The sequence below is a fragment of the Bacillus inaquosorum genome (assembly GCF_023238325.1).
GTDB classification, from domain to species: domain Bacteria; phylum Bacillota; class Bacilli; order Bacillales; family Bacillaceae; genus Bacillus; species Bacillus inaquosorum.
This window is the reverse complement of sequence record NZ_CP096592.1, coordinates 570315-584085: the sequence shown is the minus strand read 5'-3', so window position 1 is coordinate 584085 and position 13771 is coordinate 570315. Positions and strand designations below refer to the sequence as shown.

The 13771-nt window shown below is 39.5% G+C and carries 13 protein-coding genes and 1 pseudogene; 5 read left to right on the top strand and 9 right to left on the bottom strand.

Annotated features, from left to right (window positions below):
- Positions 1-63: 63 nt before the first annotated feature.
- Positions 64-1512: an aminotransferase-like domain-containing protein gene (locus M1M80_RS03010; protein WP_060398005.1), complete on the bottom strand. Its 1449-nt coding sequence runs from the start codon at positions 1510-1512 to the stop codon at positions 64-66.
- Between the two features lie 134 nt (positions 1513-1646).
- Between M1M80_RS03010 and M1M80_RS03005 the strand changes: the two genes are divergently transcribed.
- On the top strand, positions 1647-2567 hold the full coding sequence (locus M1M80_RS03005; protein WP_060398004.1) for a DMT family transporter: 921 nt from the start codon (positions 1647-1649) through the stop codon (positions 2565-2567).
- A gap of 116 nt (positions 2568-2683) precedes the next feature.
- Here the strand turns inward: M1M80_RS03005 and M1M80_RS03000 are convergent, their stop codons facing one another.
- From M1M80_RS03000 to M1M80_RS02985, 4 genes are all read right to left on the bottom strand, one after another.
- Positions 2684-3430 (bottom strand): MerR family transcriptional regulator, encoded by a 747-nt coding sequence (locus tag M1M80_RS03000; protein ID WP_060398003.1) that lies wholly within the window; start codon positions 3428-3430, stop codon positions 2684-2686.
- A gap of 149 nt (positions 3431-3579) precedes the next feature.
- Positions 3580-4878, bottom strand: coding sequence for an arsenical efflux pump membrane protein ArsB (locus tag M1M80_RS02995; protein ID WP_060398002.1), 1299 nt, complete (start codon positions 4876-4878; stop codon positions 3580-3582).
- Between the two features lie 12 nt (positions 4879-4890).
- The gene (locus tag M1M80_RS02990; RefSeq protein ID WP_060398001.1) at positions 4891-5238 is read right to left on the bottom strand and encodes an ArsR/SmtB family transcription factor; all 348 of its coding nucleotides are present in this window, start codon (positions 5236-5238) and stop codon (positions 4891-4893) included.
- A gap of 54 nt (positions 5239-5292) precedes the next feature.
- Positions 5293-6945: an FAD-dependent oxidoreductase gene (locus tag M1M80_RS02985; protein WP_060398000.1), complete on the bottom strand. Its 1653-nt coding sequence runs from the start codon at positions 6943-6945 to the stop codon at positions 5293-5295.
- 347 nt (positions 6946-7292) lie between these two features.
- Here M1M80_RS02985 and M1M80_RS02980 point away from each other — a divergent pair.
- Positions 7293-7458, top strand: a pseudogene (locus M1M80_RS02980) (winged helix-turn-helix transcriptional regulator); the annotation flags it as partial.
- Between the two features lie 121 nt (positions 7459-7579).
- Here M1M80_RS02980 and M1M80_RS02975 read toward each other — a convergent pair.
- Positions 7580-8452 carry a YitT family protein gene (locus M1M80_RS02975; RefSeq protein ID WP_060397999.1) on the bottom strand — a complete coding sequence of 291 codons (873 nt, stop codon included), beginning with the start codon at positions 8450-8452 and terminating at the stop codon, positions 7580-7582.
- Between the two features lie 367 nt (positions 8453-8819).
- Between M1M80_RS02975 and M1M80_RS02970 the strand changes: the two genes are divergently transcribed.
- Together M1M80_RS02970 and M1M80_RS02965 are read left to right on the top strand one after the other, a co-directional pair.
- The gene (locus tag M1M80_RS02970) at positions 8820-9149 is read left to right on the top strand and encodes a winged helix-turn-helix transcriptional regulator (RefSeq protein WP_060397998.1); all 330 of its coding nucleotides are present in this window, start codon (positions 8820-8822) and stop codon (positions 9147-9149) included.
- Between the two features lie 83 nt (positions 9150-9232).
- Complete coding sequence (locus M1M80_RS02965) at positions 9233-9805, top strand: alpha/beta hydrolase (protein ID WP_060397997.1); 573 nt, start codon at positions 9233-9235, stop codon at positions 9803-9805.
- 51 nt (positions 9806-9856) lie between these two features.
- Here the strand turns inward: M1M80_RS02965 and M1M80_RS02960 are convergent, their stop codons facing one another.
- Positions 9857-10282, bottom strand: coding sequence for a MaoC family dehydratase (locus M1M80_RS02960; RefSeq protein ID WP_003240530.1), 426 nt, complete (start codon positions 10280-10282; stop codon positions 9857-9859).
- Between the two features lie 447 nt (positions 10283-10729).
- Positions 10730-12121 (bottom strand): MocR-like pyridoxine biosynthesis transcription factor PdxR, encoded by a 1392-nt coding sequence (gene pdxR, locus M1M80_RS02955; RefSeq protein WP_060397996.1) that lies wholly within the window; start codon positions 12119-12121, stop codon positions 10730-10732.
- A gap of 154 nt (positions 12122-12275) precedes the next feature.
- Here pdxR and M1M80_RS02950 point away from each other — a divergent pair, with 154 nt between their 5' ends.
- Positions 12276-13139: a DMT family transporter gene (locus M1M80_RS02950; protein ID WP_060397995.1), complete on the top strand. Its 864-nt coding sequence runs from the start codon at positions 12276-12278 to the stop codon at positions 13137-13139.
- A gap of 143 nt (positions 13140-13282) precedes the next feature.
- Here the strand turns inward: M1M80_RS02950 and M1M80_RS02945 are convergent, their stop codons facing one another.
- Complete coding sequence (locus tag M1M80_RS02945; protein WP_003240524.1) at positions 13283-13693, bottom strand: Lrp/AsnC family transcriptional regulator; 411 nt, start codon at positions 13691-13693, stop codon at positions 13283-13285.
- Positions 13694-13771: the final 78 nt, after the last annotated feature.

The window sequence follows — 13771 nt, the reverse complement described above, 5'->3', positions numbered from 1 at the left end:
CAAAACCAAGCCATCATCAGGCTTGGTCTCTTTTTTAGTGAACATCTATTTAAGGATATAGAGTTACTTACTTGCCAATTCTTTTATCATCAAACCCAATTCATAAATCCCTTTTTGAAGGTCTTCAAGGGATGCATAAGCATATGATAAGCGTACATAATTCCCCTTCTCCTGAGCATAGATACTGCCGAGATTAAGAAGAATCCCTTTTGATAAGGCTTTCGTATAAAGTAATTTCATTGATATAGTAGGCAGTATTTTTATCCAAACAAAGAATCCTCCCTTAGGAACATTCCATGTTGCAACATTCTTCAAATGGGTCTCTAAAGCACTCAAGACCAATTCCCTTCTCACCTTTAATTGCTGTCTAACGATTTCTACATGCCGCTGGTATTGGCCGGATGTAAACCACTCTGCCGCTACTCTCTGTGATAATGAACTGGATCCGTAATCTGTTTGCATTTTAATGTCGGATAAACGTTCGATCACAGGTTCCGGTCCGACGATCCATCCGATCCTCAAGCCAGGACTTAACGTTTTCGATAAACTGCCTATGTATAGCACATGTCCACTTTTATCTATTGTTTTGATAGGATATGGCGGAACTTCATCGATCCATAACTCACGATAAATGTCATCTTCAATAATGGGAAGCTGTGTATTCTCACTTGCTGCTAAGATTTCTTCTCGTCGCTTTTTGGACATTAAAATACCGGTCGGATTATGAAAACATGGATTTGTATATAATATAGCCCTTCCCCGTGCCCCTCTAGGCATATGAATATTTTCCGGTAAAAGCCCGTCTCGATCCATACGAAGGCCAGTCAGTTTCATACCGGCAGATTGAAACACGTGTAATGAATAAAGGTAGGATGGCTGATCAAGATAAACGGTTGATCCTCTTTGCAAAAGGCCCATTGATATCAGCTGTAAGGCTTGCAACGCTCCAGAAACAATCAGAACGGAAGAAGGTGAAGCATTAATTCCAATAGTTCTTAAATAGTTGCTTAATGCCTCTCTCAATGGGAAATAACCTTTTGGTTCCTCATATCCGAATGCTTCCATGTTTTGAGATACCTTGCCCATCATCTCTTTCATAGCAGCCAAAGGAAAAATCTCAGTTGAAAGTTCGCCTTTGCTGAGCTGTATTAGATCCGTATTTGATTCGGATTGGTTTATCTCTTGAACGATTTTTTGGCTAGGCTGCTGGATTCCAGAGGTTACATATTGATCCCAATTAGGAGCAGAATTCTTAGCCAGTAGTGTCCATGTATTGTTGATAACAACTGTGCCCTTCCCCATTCTGCCTTCTATTAACCCGTCTGCCATTAATTCCTCTAAGGCTGTAATCACTGTGCTTCGATTTACCTGAAAGTCTTTTGCAAGCGTGCGCTGGCTTGGAATCTTGCTTCCAATCGGCCACTCTCCATTTCCTATTTTCTCCTTTATAAAATGAATGATTTGTATGTACTTAGGAAGTTTTTTCATCTTTTTTTCTTCTGGAAAGCTCATGATAAGCAGTCTCCTTCAAACTAAATTGGTTGGGTTAAAATCCGTTTAACTGGTTGAAGCCATATCACCAAATCTTTATTAGTATAGAAACACATTAAATAACTGGTTGGTTTTTGTAAAGAGGAGGGAGAAATATGCGAAAGAAAACAGTTCAAATGATCATATCTAACAGTCTGATGATCGGTTTGTGGGCATCAGCTTTTCCTGGGATTCGCGCAGGCTTGGAAGATTACACACCAGAACATCTTGCTTTATTTCGTTTATTAGTCGGCTCTCTGGCATTGTTGCTTTTTGCGGTTTTTACACAGATGCGCTTACCTGACATGAAGGACATTCCTGCCATTTTCTTTTTAGGAATTTTAGGTTTTGCACTCTATCACAGCTTGCTGAATATCGGTGAAAAAACAGTGAGTGCCGGAGTTGCAAGCTTACTCGTCACCACAGCACCAATCTTTTCTGCTATGTTATCCTGCCTGTTTTTTAGGGAGCATTTTGGATTTACTAAATGGATAGGCTCTATCATCAGTTTATTCGGTGTGTCATTAATTGCATTTGGGACAGGAGACTATACATATTCATTGAAAGGTATTGTGGTCATTCTGCTGGCAGCTTTTTCAGAAAGCATTTACTTCGTTTTTCAACCCCGTTACATCAAAAAATATGGTTTTATTCCATTCGTTACATTTACAATTTGGGGCGGAACAGTACCTATGCTTGTTTTTTTGCCAGGCTTAGGCGGAGAGATGATAAACGCATCCATGAACGCAACATTGTCTATTGTTTATTTAGGTTTATTGCCAACAGTTGTGCCATACTTTGCACTTGCATATGTCACTTCACTCGTCGGTGCTTCTGAAGCAACCCTTTCACTTTATGTAACACCGGCTTTGGCCTTGATCATTTCTTGGGTGTGGATAGGTGAAATACCCGTATTCTTCTCCCTGCTAGGCGGGGTGGTGACAATCAGCGGAGTGTGTTTCACCTACCTAAAAGGAAATAAAATGAATCAGATTTTAATCCCCCATTTTTCTTCTAAAAGGGGTAACAAACTCTAAAGCAAAAAAGATACCAAACATCGTTTGGTATCTCATTTATTCGTTACCTGGTAAAAACATATTTTCATTTATAACCTCTTTTTGAAACTGGGCAATAAATGGCTTATGATTGAATGCTATTTTATATTTGCCAAATAAGTAGCTGCTGCTTTATTCAGGAAATAAGCGTAACCTGTTTGCAATTGCTCAAGCATATTTCTATGAAACTCATCAGCGATGAAAAACTCTGTCTGATTTAGAAAGTCTTGCGGTGTTGATGGATGCCCCTTTTTTCTCAAAAAGGCTAAGTGTTCTTTTACTCGATCCATAACGTTTGGATCGTTTGCCGAGAAGCCTTCTTGCAAGAATCGAACCATATCTTCATTAAATGACTGCGCTTCTATGGCAGAATCGTTCATTGCTTCTACATCAATTGTTTGATTGGATAAATCAAAATCATACTCTTTTTTCAAATGTTCATTTTGGTCTTTTAAGGCTTCTTCCCATTCATCTTCAGTTTCAAAACCTTTAAACATTGTTTCCATATCTAAATCGACTCCTTCTTTGGCACTTTTGATAGAGGAATTGATTGTCTTGACCAGTCCTTTAAATCGTTCGATTTTTTGTTCTAATAAATATTTTTGCTGGATCAGCATATTTTCTCTATCAGTTTCTCCATCTAATAATTGTTGAATTTCTTTGAGAGGAAAATCCAGTTCTTTGTAAAAAAGGATTTGCTGTAATCGTTCGATATCCTTTTTTCCGTATAAACGGTAGCCTGCTTCCGTCGTTTGCTCCGGAATCAAAAGGCCTAATTTGTGATAGTAATGTAACGTCTTCACTGTTGTGTGAGCTAACTTTGCAACTTCACGAACGGTATACACTTCAATTCCTCCTTTCCGTGTTCTTTATACTAAGGTATCCTCGAAGGTAAGAGTCAACACATTCATTTCACCTTTTATGACTAAAAACAACAAGCCATGTAATGAAAAAAAGAACCTTTTATAGGTTCTTTTTCATTACGATTTTCCGGTTAATGAATAATCATCAGCCAAATGTACAGGCCGACAAGTGTAATAAATAGTGTTGGGATTGTTAGAATGATTCCTGTTTTAAAATACGTGCCCCAGGAAATCTTCACACCTTTTTGTGAAAGGACATGGAGCCATAATAGTGTCGCCAAGGAACCAATCGGTGTTATTTTAGGTCCTAAATCTGAACCGATGACATTTGCATATATGAGCGCTTCTCTCATCATCCCATGTGTATCTGTGCCGGCAATAGCCAGTGCATCAATCATGACAGTCGGCAAGTTATTCATAACGGAAGAAAGAATCGCCGCAATAAAGCCCATTCCAATCGTACCTGCAAACACTCCTTGATCAGCCATGGCTTGAATCACATCTGAAAGGACATCTGTCAATCCAGCATTACGGACACCGTACACAACAACGTACATGCCAATTGAAAAGAACACAATAGCCCACGGCGCTTCTTTCAGCACTTTTTTTGTATGAACGGCTGGACTCTTTTGTGCAGCAATTAAGAAAAAGATTGCAATGATACCCGCTACCACTGATACAGGGATAGATAAGAATTCACTTGCAAAGTATCCAACTAACAACAACCCCAAGATATACCATGATAGCTTGAACATGTTCTGATCTTTTATGGCTTCAACAGGTTTTTTTACCTCAGTCAGATCATAACGTTTTGGTATGCTTTTTCTAAAGAAAAGGTAAAGTACAATGATACTTGCCAGTAACGAGAACAAGTTCGGGACAATCATTCTGGATGCATAATCAATAAACGTGATATGAAAATAGTCTGCTGAAACGATGTTGACCAAATTGCTCACTACTAATGGAAGCGAGGTCGTATCTGCAATAAACCCGCTGGCAATGATAAAAGGAAAAACCAATTTTTCATTGAAGTTTAAAGCTCTGACCATCGCTAATACAATCGGTGTCAATATAAGAGCCGCACCGTCATTTGCAAATAAAGCAGCTACTATCGCTCCTAATATAGATACATAAACGAACATGCGCACACCGTTTCCTTTTGCAGCCTTTGCCATATGTAGCGCTGCCCATTCAAAGAAACCGATGTTATCAAGGATTAAAGATATAATAATGATTGCTACAAAAGCCAATGTCGCATTCCAAACAATCCCTGTCACAGTTAACACATCATGAAAATTCACAACCCCGGCTATTAGAGCCAAAACAGCTCCTCCACAGGCTGACCATCCTATAGACAAGTTTCTCGGCTGCCATATGACTAATACTAAAGTTAATAAAAAGATGAATAACGCCAAAATGACTGAAGTCAATCTAATACCTCCTTACTGGCAAGACGCTTGAGTTTCCTTTTGTTTAATGTGCTTTAACAATTCGTCCTCCTGATCGATTTGATGTAAGAGTAATTGCAGTGTATCAAACTCGGGACATGATTTATTTATTGAATAATAACGCCATTGCCCTCTTCTGTCCTCGTTCACAAATCCCGCGTTTTTTAATTTTCGCAAATGCTGGCTGATAGCAGGCTGACTCATTTCGAACATATCAACCAATTGACAGACACAATATTCTTTTTCAAGAAATATTTTCATCATCATAAGCCTTGTTTGATCACTAAGTGTTTTTAAACAGCGGGTCATCGCAGCAACTCCTATTTTTGTATCAACAGTCATATGAGTCCCTCCTTTAAATCAATATATAATTAAATCATTATATAGGCTAATTGATTATACATTACCCTTTAGCTTGATATATGTTTGAAAGTTTTTGTTTCCTCCGGAAAGATTGTAAACGTCTTTTATTCCCATATTGATCAAAATGTTTTGGGCTGCATTTCCTGTTACCCCGCTATTGCAATAAGTGATTGTGGTGAGATCAGGATCTAGTTTGTTTGCACGTTCCCGAAGTTCTGACAAAGGAATATTCAATGCATCAGGCACGTGTGAGACGCGATACTGTTTTTCAGCCCTTGTGTCGATAATTTGCAAACGTTCTCCATTATCCATCCTTTTCGTTAATTCATTTGGCGTGATTAAACGATTTTTGTTTTTGATTGCATTATCAAGAGCCATTCCCGTATACATAACTGGATCTTTGGTGGTGCTGAATGGCGGAGCATATGCCAAATCTAAATGGAATAAGTCCTCTGCTTTCGCTTTAAACGTAATAGCTGTTGCAAACACATCGATACGCTTATCTACGCCTTCTTCCCCAACAATTTGGACACCGAGAATACGCCCCGTGGATTTATCTGCTACAGCCTTTATCACCAATTCTTTGCCGCCTAAATAGTCAGCTCTCGCAGGTTTGAGATTATATAGAACTTCAACGTCATACCCATGCTCTCTTGCCTCTTTTTCGCTTAGCCCGGTTTGCCCTACAGTTAAGGCAAACACTCTCAGGATACCTGTTCCAAGGATGCCGCGATGCTCCAGATCCCCGCCGGTAAGTACATCCCCTGCAATCCGTCCCATCTTATTTGCAGTAGATCCCAACGGGCGATAAACCGGATCACCTGTAATCAAGGAATAACTTTCTGCAACATCACCCACTGCATAGACATCCTTTACGTTCGTTTGCATTTTTGAATTCACTGCAATCGCACCGGTTGAACCAAGGGCAACACCAGCGTCTGCTGCAATTTTCGTATTAGGCCGGACACCGGCAGCTAAAATCACAATATCTGATTCAATGCACTGCCCTGATCTTGTATGAACTGATTTTTCCTCTATGGATGTGGCTTCTTCATTTAATAACAAGTGCACTCCATTTCTTCGAAGTTCTTCTTCAACTCTAAACGCCATATCCTTATCAAGGTGTGGCATAACTTGGTGACTGCGTTGAATCAAGGTTACGTCCAACCCTTTGCGGGTAAGCTGTTCAGCTAACTCCAGTCCAATATAGCCCGCTCCAATAATCGTTGCTCTTTTAGGATTTTCTTTTGTCAAATACTGATCAATTTGAGCAGTATTCTGTATCGTCCTTACTTGAAAGACATGCTCTCTATCAACACCAGGGGTATTTGGAGTGATTGGCGATGCGCCTGTGGCGAGAACTAACGAATCGTATGAATCAATCTTTTCAATTCCCGTTTCAAGATCCTTCACCACAACGCTCTTTTGTTCAATATTGATTTGAGTCACTTCATGGCGGGTAAAGATGTCAACATGATATCGATCTTTAAACCATGCAGCACTTCTAGGAGTCAGGGAACTCAGATTTTCTACTTCCCCGCCTAAAAAGTATGGAATACCGCAAATTGAATATGAAATATCATAATCTGCATTATAAACTGTAATATCAATGTTTTCATTATTTCTTCGTGCTTTTGCCGCAACAGACGTACCAGCTGCAACCGAACCAACTATAATCATCTTCATTGAATAATCCTCCATTATGAGTGATTTCAAGTATTTCAAACACATAAATTGCGATGACAAAATAAACTCCGAAAACAAAATCTGAGTCACGCCCCAAAGCGCCAAAATCATTAGATTTTGTTACACCGCGATTATATAAGTTTTTATTTATATAATCAATCACTTATATTCGAAACATCAAATGAAATTTATTTTCTTAGTGTCAAGTCCCATTATGAGAAGTCTCACTTTATATACCTTTATCCAAAGTCAAAAGCTGCTCCTTATAAATTCGAGTTAAAGAATGCCATTTAAATTTGTTTCTCTGCTGTTTTTGCCCGCACTAAAGATCTTACCCTCTAGGTGCGCGGGATGGCGTGATTCACCGCGAGGTTTATAAACAGGTCCCTCCAAAAGTGGAATACTCTAACTGAGTTTGGCAGAACGTTAGAACGTGTTATCCTGCATATGAATGACTGGGGAGAAAAGTATAGAGACAGAATCAATAAAATTGAAACAACAAGCAGAAGATAAGATTTAAATTGCTTTAAATCAGTAAAATGCAAAAAATACCAAGGGCGCAAAACCCTTGGTATTTCTATGATACGACTGATGATTACATGTCCAATAGATGATGGTGAAAGGTCATTTTTTTCTAATGATGATTAAGTTTTCTAAAATTGCTGCCCTTCACTTCAGCTACGTCATATACGGTAACAAAGGCGGTTTTATCAATATCATTAATAATTTCCTTTAGTTTGGTTTCTTCTAAGCGGTTGATGACACATGTGATTTCTTTAAACTTCTCGTGGGAAAATCCCCCGTAAGCGTCTTTATATGTGGCGCTTCGGCCTAATTGATCACGTATGGTCTCTACCATTAATTCAGGTTCGGCGGTAATAATTTGAAAGGTTTTAGAACCGCTTAAACCTTCCTCAACCACATGAATGACTTTGGATGCAATGTAGTAAGCAATGACTGAAAGCAACGCCCCTTGCAAACCAAATACTGTGGAAACAAAAATAAACACAAATAAGTTTAAGAATAGAATGAGATCGCTCGTTCCAAATGGCAGTTTTCGGGAAAGCAGCACAGCAAGCATATCAATTCCATCTAATGCGCCGCCATTACGCAGCGCTAACCCCATTCCGAATCCAAGGATAATCCCGCCAACAACGGTAATTAACAAGGTATCTCCCTCTATGATAGCCGGGGTATGGTGGAAAAAACTTGTACCCGCAGCAAGTGATACGATTCCGATAATTGATAATAACGCAAAGCTTTTCCCAATTTGCTTATATCCTAACCACACAAACGGAATGTTAATAACAGCAATCAAAATTCCCAGCGGCAAATTGAATAGCTGTGAACCAACGATGCTAAGACCAGTCACCCCTCCATCAGATACACTGTTTGGAATAAGCACTGTTTCTAGTCCATATGCCGCTATAATTCCTCCGATTATAACCATGATGACTTGCAGAATCATTTTCGCCTTAAATTTCTTACGTTTTTTGATTGTATCCATACCATTCCTCATTTCTTAAATATTTCGTTATATTTAACTATACCATAATAGATTTTTTCAGCTAAAAACATGCTTTTAAAAAAGGTTAATCAGGAATTTTTGTAAGAGGATTGCTTCTTATAACATTTTATCCCATATACAAACCGAAGAATATCAAATCTTAAAGATAAGGTAACCCTTTATGACTTAGAACATTCAACGATGCAGATGAGATTTAGCAGTCCGTTTAAAATACAAATACCAAGGAACTTACATTCCTCGGTATCCTTCATACAAACGAGATCAAACATGTACGCTTCCAGATCAGAACACCGAAAATCCTGATTCATTCTGATATTATACTTTTAAAAGAGGAGGTTTGATTACATTGAATAGCTTATGCCGCAGCAAACAAGCCCCATTTGAATACACCTTATCTCTTATAGGGGGCAAATGGAAAATGAGAATTCTTTATGAGTTAGGATGTGAAAAAACGATGAGATACGGAGAGCTGAAACGGGCTATGCCCTTAATCACCCATAAAATGTTAAGCGCACAGCTCAAGGAATTACAAACCGACGGCCTTATTCATCGGACAGAGGTTTCTCAAATCCCCCTCAAAGTAGAGTATTCGTTATCAGACAGAGGGCTGTCTTTGTATCCCCTCATAGATGAAATGTGCAAGTGGGGAATAACACAAGGCGCACCTCATGAATAAAAACCACTTACAAAAAAGTGCGTACTTGTCTCCCAATGAGAGGAATTTTATACTAAATAAAAATATTTTATTAGGAGAAAAAGATGACAAAACAAGTCTATATCATTCATGGCTACAGAGCCTCCTCAGCAAACCATTGGTTTCCATGGCTAAAAAAACGCCTGCTCGCAGACGGGATTCAAGCAGAAGTTTTGGACATGCCTAATCCGCTTGAGCCAAGACTTGAAGATTGGCTGGATACACTCTCTTTGTATCAACACCATTTACATGAGAATACGTATTTGGTTGCACACAGCTTAGGGTGCCCTGCCATTTTGAGGTTTTTGGAACGTACTCAATTGCGCGAACAGCTTGGCGGAATCATTCTTGTTTCCGGCTTTGCCAAATCATTGTCCAATTTAAAGATGTTAGATGAATTTACACAGGGATCATTTGATGATCAAAAAATCATCAGGTCCGCAAAGCACCGTGCTGTCATTGCTTCTAAGGACGATCAAATTGTGCCATTTGCATGGAGCAAGGATCTGGCACAACAAATTGACGCTGCGTTTTATGAAGTCCAACACGGGGGTCATTTTTTAGAAAATGAGGGATTTACTTCTTTACCTATTGTTCATGATATTTTAACCTCCTATTTTTCAAAAGAAACCCGCTAAAACATTCTTAGTATTTAAATAAGCCCGCTTTAGAAAAGCGGGCTTTCTGCGTTATTGCTTAATCAATACCGATAACTCACCTTCAAATACTTTTTCTTCTTTATGATTAAAAGTAGATAACAATACAGTGAGTATTCCCATTTCGTTTCTCTTTGGCTGCTTATCAAGAACCTCAACAATTGTATGCAGTTCATCATCTGGATAAACGGGTTTTATGAATGTAATATGATTCATTTCTGTTCCGGCAATAATATCGTCTCCATAGAACCCTTCTTCAATCCAAAGTTTAAAAGAAATGGCCAGCGTTTGTATGCCAGAAGCGATAATGCCATTAAATCTGCCTTTATTCGCTTTTTCCTCATCTAAATGCATATATTGAGGGTCAAATTCACCTGCAAACCGCATAATATCATCTTTTGTTAATTTTAAAGATTTCGTTTTGAATACCTGACCAATTGTAAACTCATCTAACTTCATGCTTACACCTCTATTTTGTCATTTGTGTACTTGTTTATTGTAGCACTGCGACATCAGCAAATAAAAAATTTCATCTACAGCTTCATCAATTGCCTATGATGCAGAAGGTTCTAATTGGTATTGTAAAAAGGGGATCAATAAAAAAATCATCCAATACTTATTATGAGCTGGAGACTGAAGGCACTCATATCTTCAGTATTGTCATTCATTGCTGTTGATATTTTTAAAGCCGTCATCCCCTAATGATTCCTAAGGTATCTCAACTTGACTTCACTCTTCCCTAGTTATACTAAAGATACTTACGGTGCGATTATCGATCTTTACTGAGTTTAAGTTGTTAAAACGTAAAACAATAACTATTTGGTTTTTATCATATAAAAACTAGTCGTCTTTAACCATTTCGAATATTAAAGCATCTTTATTTTCTAAACGAAGCTGAAAGACCTCTCATATCTTCCAAGCAGCTTTCAGTTTTTTTATGCCTTCTCGTATGTTGAATTCAGAAACCCCTGCAAATCCAAGTGAGACCGTTTTTGTAGGAGGATTGTTTTTATAAGAAAGAGAAACAGGATAAATTTTCACGCCATGCTCCTTTGCCTTCTCAATTAACTCTTTTTCGCTAAATGGCAAATAAACGTCAAGTAAGATGCGAAGCCCGGAGTTTTCTCCGCGAATCCTGACATGCTTTCCTAATTCTCTTTGCACAGCCTCTAATAAAATGGCTCTTTTTTTACGGTAAAGCTTTCTCATTCTGTTGATGTGTTTTTGCCACTCTCCATTTTTTATAAATTCAGCTAGCGTCAGCTGACTATGGCAGGACACCGTTTGCTTATATAATGACGTGATGTCATGGCCTTTTTTTAAAAGAGGCGAAGGAAGAATCATATAGCTGATACGCAGCGAGGGAAGAAGAGACTTAGAAAAAGTGCCCATATAAATGACACGGTTATGCTGGTCAAGCCCTTGCAAGGAAGGAACCGGCTGTCCTGTGTACCTAAATTCCCCATCATAATCATCCTCTATAATAAATGATTGATTTTCAGCCGCCCATTTGAGCAGCTGAATTCTTCTGTTAATCGTCATAATGGTTCCCAGCGTAAATTGGTGAGAAGGCGTAACGTATACAAGGTTTGGCTGCTGTTCTTTGATCTTCTGTATACAGATTCCTTCATCATCAACTGGTATAGGAAGAATATTCATGCGATTGGCTTCAAAAATCTTGCGTGCTCTTGGATAACCGGGATCCTCATATCCTATGGAAATATTCGGCTCAAAAACTTGGCACAAGATTTGCAGAAGAATCGGGTTCCCGGCACCTATGATGACTTGTTCGGGGATACAATGAACACCGCGTGATTGATACAGGTACTCTGCAATGAGTGTTCTCAGCTCAAACTCTCCTAAATCATTTCCCGGACGATAAAGCTCGTGGCCATATTGGTCTAAACTATTGACCATGCTTTTTCGCCATGCGGAAAAAGGAAAGTAAGAAGAATCTACATTTCCATAGTGAAAATCAATCCATTGTTTATTTTCTTGTGCTTTTTCTTTAATTAGTGATGCGCTTGGCATTTTACGATAGGCAAAATCAGAATCATGATAATCAGCAAACCATCCGCTTCTTGGCTTACTCACGATATAGCCCTCAGCGGCAAGCTGTTCATAGGCACGTTCTACAGTCGTTTGACTGATGGAAAGCTGACTCGCCAGGAGTCTTTTTGAAGGGAGCTTCATTCCTTTTTGAATACGCCCCTGGTGCATGTTTTCTTTGAAATACCGATAAAGCTGCTGATAAAGCGGAATATCCAGATTTCTATTCAAAAAAGGCGTGATATCCATTTGCACGTTGTTCTCCTAACTGGTATGCATTTTTTTATGAAAACTGGCTGTTTATAAAAGGCCAATTCCAGTTTATAGTCATTGTAATCCTTAGATACTGGTTTTGTTAAGAAAATCCAGATCATTAAAAAGAACCATATTTGGAGTGATTGCAATGAACAAAACAACAAATGGCTGGATAAATGGTTTTATAGGCGTACTCATTTTCAGCGGCTCGCTGCCTGCAACCCGCTTAGCTGTGACGGACTTCACCCCATTGTTCCTCACCGTATGCCGCGCTGCGATAGCTGGTGTATTGGCTGGGGGTCTCCTTCTCATTTTCCGGCAGCAGCATCCTGCCAAAAGAGACATCATTTCACTATTGGTGGTAGCATTCGGCGTGGTGATCGGTTTCCCGTTGCTGACAGCCTTAGCGCTTCAGTATGTCACATCCGCACATGCTATTGTCTTCATTGGGCTTCTTCCGCTTGCGACGGCGATCTTCGGCGTCCTGCGCGGAGGGGAACGTCCCCGTCCAGTCTTCTGGATTTTTTCAGCTGCTGGCAGCTTACTAGTAGCAGGCTTCGCCCTGATCCAGGGGGGAGGATCATCCCCGCTTGGCGACGCGTACATGCTGGCTTCTATCGTCGTATGCGGTCTTGGTTATGCAGAAGGGGCTAGGCTTTCACGGCGTCTGGGGAACTGGCAGGTGATCTCTTGGGCACTTGTTCTGTCGCTTCCTCTGATGCTGCCTTTGTCGTTCTTTTTTACACCAGACTCATGGTCGGGCATCGGCGTGCCTGCGCTGCTCAGTCTTGCCTATGTGTCCTTATTCAGCATGCTGATCGGCTTCGTGTTCTGGTATCGAGGTCTCGCCCAAGGCGGAATTGCGGCGGTTGGGCAGCTGCAGCTTCTTCAGCCCTTCTTTGGACTGCTGCTTGCCTCAGTAATTCTGCACGAGAAAGTGGGCTGGGCACTCGTTACAGTGAATATTGCCGTTATCATGTGCGTGGCAGCTGCCCGGCGATTTGCAAAGTAAGGAAGACGATTTAGGCTGGATGAGTAAACTTCAAAAATAAATGAAGGCATAATAAATACCAAGGGCTGCATCCCTTGGTATCTTGATGCGGCTGAGAGGACTTAGACCTCACAGATTATTTAGCTATTAAAGAGAAAGAGCCTCTACTTGTTAATCACAATCGATAATTTATAATTGACATGCTTGTTTAATTCCACTAAAAATTGATCTAACGCTTCATTAGACGGAAATCTGCATTCAAGAAGATAACAGCCATCACCGCTGATTTTATAATTATTGATGACATATTTCTCTTGTGTTTTGATAAATGACAGGTATGGCTGATGATGGGTGCTTTTTGTATAGATATTAAGCAAAGCATGTATATAACACCCTAATTTCACTTGGTTCACTTTAATTGTATATCCCTCAATGACACCGTTGTCTTCTAATTTGGCAACCCTTGAGGCTGCTGCTTGACCTGTTAAATGAACTTTCTCACCTAATTCTTTCATTGTAATACGGCTATTTTGAGATAACTCCTCTAATATTTGCATGTCTGTGTGATCCAACATGAAATCAAATCCCTTCTAAAATCTTTCTGTTCATCATCTCTCTAAAAGGTGCAGTCCTGCACATTACTTTAACATTCG

Coding starts and splice junctions, on each gene's coding strand:
- pdxR (WP_060397996.1), bottom strand. CDS start 12,121: ATGGATATCACGCCTTTTTTGAATAGAAATCTGGATATTCCGCTTTAT.
- M1M80_RS02985 (WP_060398000.1), bottom strand. CDS start 6,945: ATGAAGATGATTATAGTTGGTTCGGTTGCAGCTGGTACGTCTGTTGCG.
- M1M80_RS02945 (WP_003240524.1), bottom strand. CDS start 13,693: ATGTTGGATCACACAGACATGCAAATATTAGAGGAGTTATCTCAAAAT.
- M1M80_RS03005 (WP_060398004.1), top strand. CDS start 1,647: ATGCGAAAGAAAACAGTTCAAATGATCATATCTAACAGTCTGATGATC.
- M1M80_RS02960 (WP_003240530.1), bottom strand. CDS start 10,282: ATGAAGTTAGATGAGTTTACAATTGGTCAGGTATTCAAAACGAAATCT.
- M1M80_RS02990 (WP_060398001.1), bottom strand. CDS start 5,238: ATGACTGTTGATACAAAAATAGGAGTTGCTGCGATGACCCGCTGTTTA.
- M1M80_RS03010 (WP_060398005.1), bottom strand. CDS start 1,512: ATGAGCTTTCCAGAAGAAAAAAAGATGAAAAAACTTCCTAAGTACATA.
- M1M80_RS02975 (WP_060397999.1), bottom strand. CDS start 8,452: ATGGATACAATCAAAAAACGTAAGAAATTTAAGGCGAAAATGATTCTG.
- M1M80_RS02965 (WP_060397997.1), top strand. CDS start 9,233: ATGACAAAACAAGTCTATATCATTCATGGCTACAGAGCCTCCTCAGCA.
- M1M80_RS02950 (WP_060397995.1), top strand. CDS start 12,276: ATGAACAAAACAACAAATGGCTGGATAAATGGTTTTATAGGCGTACTC.